3 protein-coding genes are annotated in these 2,264 nt (G+C 41.7%); 2 read left to right on the top strand and 1 reads right to left on the bottom strand.

Annotated elements, in window-relative coordinates; all coding sequences use genetic code 11:
- On the bottom strand, window positions 1-682 hold a 682-nt coding region (locus tag QZZ35_RS11305), incomplete at its 3' end, for an ATP-binding cassette domain-containing protein (RefSeq protein WP_291237497.1).
- 143 nt (window positions 683-825) lie between these two features.
- On the opposite strand from QZZ35_RS11305, the gene QZZ35_RS11300 reads away from it, so the two are divergent.
- Both QZZ35_RS11300 and add read left to right on the top strand, forming a co-directional pair.
- Window positions 826-1,176: an arsenate reductase family protein gene (locus tag QZZ35_RS11300; protein ID WP_291237496.1), complete on the top strand. Its 351-nt coding sequence runs from the start codon at window positions 826-828 to the stop codon at window positions 1,174-1,176.
- Window positions 1,173-2,135 (top strand): adenosine deaminase, encoded by a 963-nt coding sequence (gene add, locus QZZ35_RS11295; protein WP_291237495.1) that lies wholly within the window; start codon window positions 1,173-1,175, stop codon window positions 2,133-2,135. The genes QZZ35_RS11300 and add overlap by 4 nt, the downstream gene beginning before the upstream one ends.
- The last annotated feature ends 129 nt before the right edge of the window (window positions 2,136-2,264 follow it).

The raw sequence follows: 2,264 nt of genomic DNA, 5'->3' as shown, positions 1-2,264 counted from the left end.
TCAGATTGATGACGCTGTTGAGGAAAGGTATGTCATGGGAAATGAGAATGAAAGCATTCTCATATTCGTTCAGGTAACGTTTAAGCCATTCAATATGCTGTTCATCCAGGTAGTTTGTCGGCTCGTCTAAAAGCAGAATGTCCGGCTTTTCGAGAAGAAGTTTCCCGAGAAGGACTTTTGTTCTCTGACCTCCGGAAAGCTCGGTCACATCCCGGTCAAGTCCGATATCTGTGAGGCCAAGTGCCCGTCCGATTTCTTCAACTTTCGAATCAATCTGATAAAAATCATGCTGTTCTAGAAGATCCTGAATCGTACCTGTCTCTTCCAGAAGTTTTTCCATCTCATCAGGAGAAGCTTCCCCCATCTGTTCAAACATCTGATTCATATTCTCTTCCAGTTCAAATAAAAACTGAAAAGCGGATTTTAATACATCACGGATCGTCATACCTTTTTCAAGGACGGCATGCTGATCAAGATAGCCGACACGTACATTCTTCGCCCACTCGACAGTTCCCTCATCAGGCATCAGATGCCCCGTGATAATATTCATAAAGGTTGATTTTCCCTCGCCGTTTGCACCGATGAGTCCGATATGTTCCCCTTTTAGAAGGCGAAAAGAAACATTATTAAAGATGGCACGGTCACCGAAACCGTGGCTTAAGTTTTTTACATTTAAAATCATAGAGACTCCTTTTTTCCTTTGAATAGTAGTGAACTTATTATATCGGATAAAGCATGGCTTTGCAAGGGGTCACGCCATCCACTCTAGTCATGGGAAGAAAAAGGTGGTAGAATACTCTATATATGATATTAGGAGGAATTAATATGAGTCGATTATTTGTTGAGTATCCAAAATGTTCTACATGCAGAAAAGCAAAGAAATATTTAGAAGAGAATCAGGTGGATTTTATCGATCGTCACATTGTTGAGGAGCGTCCGACAGAAGATGAGTTGACGAAATGGATTCAGATGAGCGGTTTGCCGGTGAAAAAGTTTTTTAACACAAGCGGAAAATTATATAAGGAAATGGGACTTAAGGATAAGCTGGCTCAGATGCCGGAGACAGATCAGATCAAACTTCTGGCTTCGGATGGCATGCTTGTCAAACGTCCTTTAATTATTGAGGAAAATCGTGTACTCGTTGGCTTTAAAGAAGCTGAGTGGGTGTTTGAATGATAAAAGGTAAAAAATTGATCGATCTTCATGTTCATTTGGATGGATCTTTGAGTTTTTTTATGGCACGTCATTTGGCGGCCATGCAGCATATGGATCAAAAGACAGATGCAGCATTAAAAGATTTGTTAGTTGTTCCGGAAGATTGCCCGGATCTGAATGCATATCTTACAAAATTCCAGTACCCGTCCCAATTGCTTCAAAGAGAAGAGGCATTGACATGGAGCGTCTGTGAACTTCTAAGACTTCAGGAATCGCAGGGACTGGTCTATTCGGAGATACGCTTTGCTCCCCAGCTTCATACAAAACTGGGGCTCAGTCAGAGACAAGTGGTTGCAGCTGCTGTCAGAGGACTGGAAGCGTTTCAAAAGTTATCCTCCGGGCAGGGGATGGATGCGGGTCTCATATTGTGCTGTATGCGTGGAAATGATAATAAGAGAGAGAACATGGAAACCGTAGCAGCAGCAGCGGAATATCTTGGAAAGGGCGTTGTGGCTCTCGATCTGGCAGGGGCAGAAGGTCTGTTTCCTACAGAACAGTTTGAAGATGTTTTTAAGATAGCGAGTAAATATAATATTCCTTTTACAATCCATGCGGGTGAAGCGGATGGACCGAGAAGTATATGGAAAGCACTGGAATTTGGTGCAGAGAGGATCGGTCACGGTGTACGCTGTATCGAAGATCCTGTCCTGGTGAGGCGGCTTGCCGCAGATAAGATCCCTTTGGAACTCTGTCCGACCAGTAATATGAATACTAAAATATTTAAAAATATTACAGACTATCCTCTGATGTATTTTTTGGAGGAAGGTATAAAAGCAACAATTAATACAGACAACATGACAGTTTCCTGCGTGACGGTGGAAAGTGAACTGGAATTAATGGAGAAAACATTTGATTTGAAGGATGATGAAATTGAGACACTGCTTCAAAACAGCAGAGATGCGGCTTTCTCATGTTTTTAGGGTTTTGAGAGCGGAAAATGCGAAAAAACTGTAGATATTATGGGGCAAAAAAAGACAGTTTAAAATAAAAAAAGAATTTTAACATGAAATAAGCAAGAATTCTCCCACCTCTAAGGTGGTGAGATGAAT

Origin of the sequence: Frisingicoccus sp. (assembly GCA_016298055.1) — a bacterium.
Lineage (GTDB): Bacteria > Bacillota > Clostridia > Lachnospirales > Lachnospiraceae > Frisingicoccus.
Note: the sequence above shows the minus strand (reverse complement) of the source record. Positions and strands in the feature narration are given on the sequence as shown.